General features: G+C 56.2%; 2 protein-coding genes and 1 pseudogene. 1 reads left to right on the top strand and 2 read right to left on the bottom strand.

Annotated elements, in window-relative coordinates; translation table 11 throughout:
• Both B2R17_RS24605 and B2R17_RS24600 read right to left on the bottom strand, forming a co-directional pair.
• Nucleotides 1-346 (bottom strand): annotated as a pseudogene (locus tag B2R17_RS24605) (23S rRNA (adenine(2503)-C(2))-methyltransferase RlmN); the annotation flags it as partial.
• A 172-nt stretch (nucleotides 347-518) separates the two neighbouring features.
• The gene (locus B2R17_RS24600) at nucleotides 519-1,199 is read right to left on the bottom strand and encodes a BON domain-containing protein (protein WP_286766105.1); all 681 of its coding nucleotides are present in this window, start codon (nucleotides 1,197-1,199) and stop codon (nucleotides 519-521) included.
• A gap of 159 nt (nucleotides 1,200-1,358) precedes the next feature.
• Between B2R17_RS24600 and B2R17_RS24595 the strand changes: the two genes are divergently transcribed.
• Nucleotides 1,359-3,290, top strand: coding sequence for a hypothetical protein (locus B2R17_RS24595; RefSeq protein WP_008669466.1), 1,932 nt, complete (start codon nucleotides 1,359-1,361; stop codon nucleotides 3,288-3,290).
• Nucleotides 3,291-3,389: the final 99 nt, after the last annotated feature.

The raw sequence follows: 3,389 nt of genomic DNA, 5'->3' as shown, positions 1-3,389 counted from the left end.
GACCGTCTCGCAACAACACGCATTCGACTTCGCCACCGTCCGCCAACCGGACCAAGATTTTCTCGGTGCCGTCCTTGGACTTCGACACGACGGCTTCGGTCGCATTGAAGATCGCAAAGTGCTCTTCCAGTTGAGCTCGAAGCTTGGCGGGCAAGTCCGTCATTTCCTCGAACGAGGTGGCTCGTCCGGAGAACAGCCAACGGCGAATTTGCTTGGCACGGAACGGTTTTTGTCCCTGCTCCTGCAGCCAATCCTTGAGCTGGTCGAGCGACCAATTCAGCAAGTGGTTCTTGCGGGGGCCGCTGGACTCCGAATCGGTGGTCGTGACGAGAGGCAGTGAGACCATCGGAGTCAAGCAAATCAAAAAGAGGGAAGCGGCGGCGTGAGGTGGATCCGTCGTGGTTTTCCCATCAGACGCTTCGCCGGCAAAGAACGCAAATGGAATTCACCACCAGCTCAAACGCGGCCGGTGAAAAACATTGCCAGCAAACTGATTAATAGCGAACTGGACCAAAGCGTCAGGGTTGGACGCTCAGACGGTTGTCGACTCGAGAAACGCCCGGTTCCAAACGCATCAGCAATTCGGTCATCCGACGATCGGATTCGTTGCGGACCGTGCCGCTCAGTGTTGCTGTGCGATCTTGGACCTGAACATTCACTCCATCATACCGATTGGATTGAGAATTCATACGGCCGGGCAAGTTGCCATTGATCGTCGTGAGATTCGATGTGCCTTGCAAACGCGAGGACGCATATTGCTGCACACGAACTGGTTCGAGCGGTGCAACTTCCACGGCACTGCGAAGTCGCGTTCGAATCGGTGGAGTCGACGTGTTGCCACGACCCGCGTTACCGCCGCCGAACAAGTTGCCAAAAGCGGCTCCCAGGCCGCCGCCACCACCGAATCCTCCGAGGCCGCCCCCGCCACCAAATGCTCCCCCGCCGCCACCACCACCGGCCTGAGACACCGCGGATGCACCGACAGGAGTGGACGTGTTGGCGCCGACCGCTCCGTTTCGCTGGACGCCTTGACTGAACACCGCGTCAGGATCCAAACCTTGGGTGATGGTTCCTTCCGCCTGACCGTTCGCACCGCCGCCAGTCTCGTTGCCTTGTTGCTGCGCGGTTGCCGTCGAACCCAGAGCGATCCATAAAGTGGAAGCGGCCAGGCACGCTACAATTTGAGACGTTCGTTTCATGCGACTATCGCTCGGTGGACGTTGGGTTTCGGATACGATTGGGGTGTGACACTTCTCATCTGATTGTAGCTAGGCCCCAAGAGTTCGTCCAAAATGAATCCCCAACGATCCCCGCGATTCGGCCGCTCATTTGCACCGAAATTTCCAGTTGTAACGTTGATGATGCCCCTCGCATGCCTTTTGGTTGCGACCGCGTGGCTGTCATCGCCATCCGTTGCCTTCGCTCAAAGCTCCGCGACGGACAACGAAACCCGAACCACCGTGCCAGCGCCGCGGCTGTTGCCGTCGACCACGCTGGCTTACTTGCGAATCGATGACGTCAACGACATTCGCGAAGATTGGGGCGAATCCTCATTGGGGAAAATGCTGAATGATCCCAAGATGCGACCCTTCGTTTCGGACATCTATCAAATTCTCAGTGACCTGTTTGATAAGCCCGGCAAAGAGATGGGGCTGACGCTCGACGAGCTCCGGTCGCTGCCTCAAGGCCAGGTCGCCATCGCTCTTCTCGAAGGCCCACCGCCGGAGGAAAAGACCGACCAGGAGAAAGCGGATGAGGAAGAAGACGATGACGCCATCGCTCGTCGCTTGCGAAACAAACGACGTCAGCAGAATTCGTTTGCTTTGGCGATCATGATCGATGCCGGTCCAAACAACAAAGAAATGGAAACCTTGGTCGAACGCCTGATGGAACTGGCGGAGAAGAACCGCATGATCATCCAGAATGAACAAATCGGTTCGATCGAGCTGACGCGATTGGTCCGCCAACGTGGTGATGGCGATGTCATTGAATGGTTTGAACAAGATGGCTTCTACGTCATCGGGTTGGGACGAACGATCGCTCAGTCGATTGCCAAGAAAATGAACGACGAGCAGCGTGACACCAGTCAGTCATCGGGGCGTTCGCGACGCACCACAAAAACGACTTCGACTGAATCCGAAACGCTCGCGCAAAACGCGGACTTCATCGCCGTGATGAGCCGGTCGATTGGGGCCGAAGCTGAGATCCCGCAGATCACTTTCTTTGTCAATCCTTATGGCATCGCGAAACGAATCATCGCGAGAAGTGGATCCGCGTTCTTCATCGCGCCGATCGTTCAAGATCTAGGCATCGAAAAGATCCGCGGGATCGGCGGCAGTCTCTTTCGCGGCGGTGAAATCGTTGAATCGATTGGTCACATGCACGTGTTGATCGATCCGCCACGAGATGGGTTCTTTGGCGTGCTGCGTCCTGAGGACATCGAAGTCTCACCGCCGGTTTGGGTCCCCGCCGACGCGGCCAGCTTCACTTGCGTGGGTTGGGATGTTGAGACCGCTTTCCAAAACGTTGGCAAGATCGTCAATCGTTTCGCTGGCGAAGGCAGTTTTGAAAAGAACACCGAGAAGCCCGTGAAGGAACGTTTTGATGTTTCGCTCGAAGAAGAGGTTTTCCCGTTGATGACCGGGCGCGTCGTCACCATTCAACGTTATCAGTTGCCCGCCAACTGGAACTCCATGGCACGTGCGATCGCGATCGAAGTCAAAGATGCCAAGGAAGCTGGTAAGTTGCTCGACAAAGTCAAAGCCAAAGCACCACCGCAACGAATGAAACCCGAAGTCATCCGAGACAAAACGGTTTACTTTTCGGAGCAACGCCAGTTCGATCGCCCCGGAATTCGCGTCCCGGAAAACAGCGTCGCGTTGCTAGGTGATTGGTTGCTGCTCTGCGACAGTCGTGAAATTCTCATGCAAATTCTTCGTGCCGAGGCCGGTGAAATCGATCGCTTGGCAGACGACGAAGACTACGTGCTGCTAACGAGCGAACTCGGAGCCAAGCTGGAAGGCGAAACGCCGTTCTTGTTCCAGTTCAACCGTGATGCCGAGACGTATCGGATCCTGTACGAAATGGCCAACTCCGATGAGACCGCCCAATCGGTCGAGAATCGTGGCGGTGAAAATCCCATCGCTGGTCGTGTTGCAGAACTTATGCGGCGAGATGATTGGCCGGAGTGGGAGGACTTGGAAAAGTACTTCAGCGTCAGCGGCATCTTTGGCTACGACGAACCAGGCGGCATCCACATCGGTTCATTGAACCTTCGCCCGATCGAATGAGTCGTGTGTTGTGCTGGACGATGAGACTGCCTCACCTCTCTGCATTCCCATGCTCGGGCCCCCTTCCACGCTTAGAGGTCGTGCAGTTTTATTTCACCC

This window comes from Rhodopirellula sp. UBA1907 (genome assembly GCF_002337565.1).
Lineage (GTDB): Bacteria > Planctomycetota > Planctomycetia > Pirellulales > Pirellulaceae > Rhodopirellula > Rhodopirellula europaea.
This window is presented reverse-complemented; position numbering and strand designations above follow the sequence as displayed.

Excerpts from the sequence above, each read along its gene's own strand:
- B2R17_RS24595 (WP_008669466.1), top strand. The coding sequence starts at position 1,359 with ATGATGCCCCTCGCATGCCTTTTGGTTGCGACCGCGTGGCTGTCATCG.
- B2R17_RS24600 (WP_286766105.1), bottom strand. The coding sequence starts at position 1,199 with ATGAAACGAACGTCTCAAATTGTAGCGTGCCTGGCCGCTTCCACTTTA.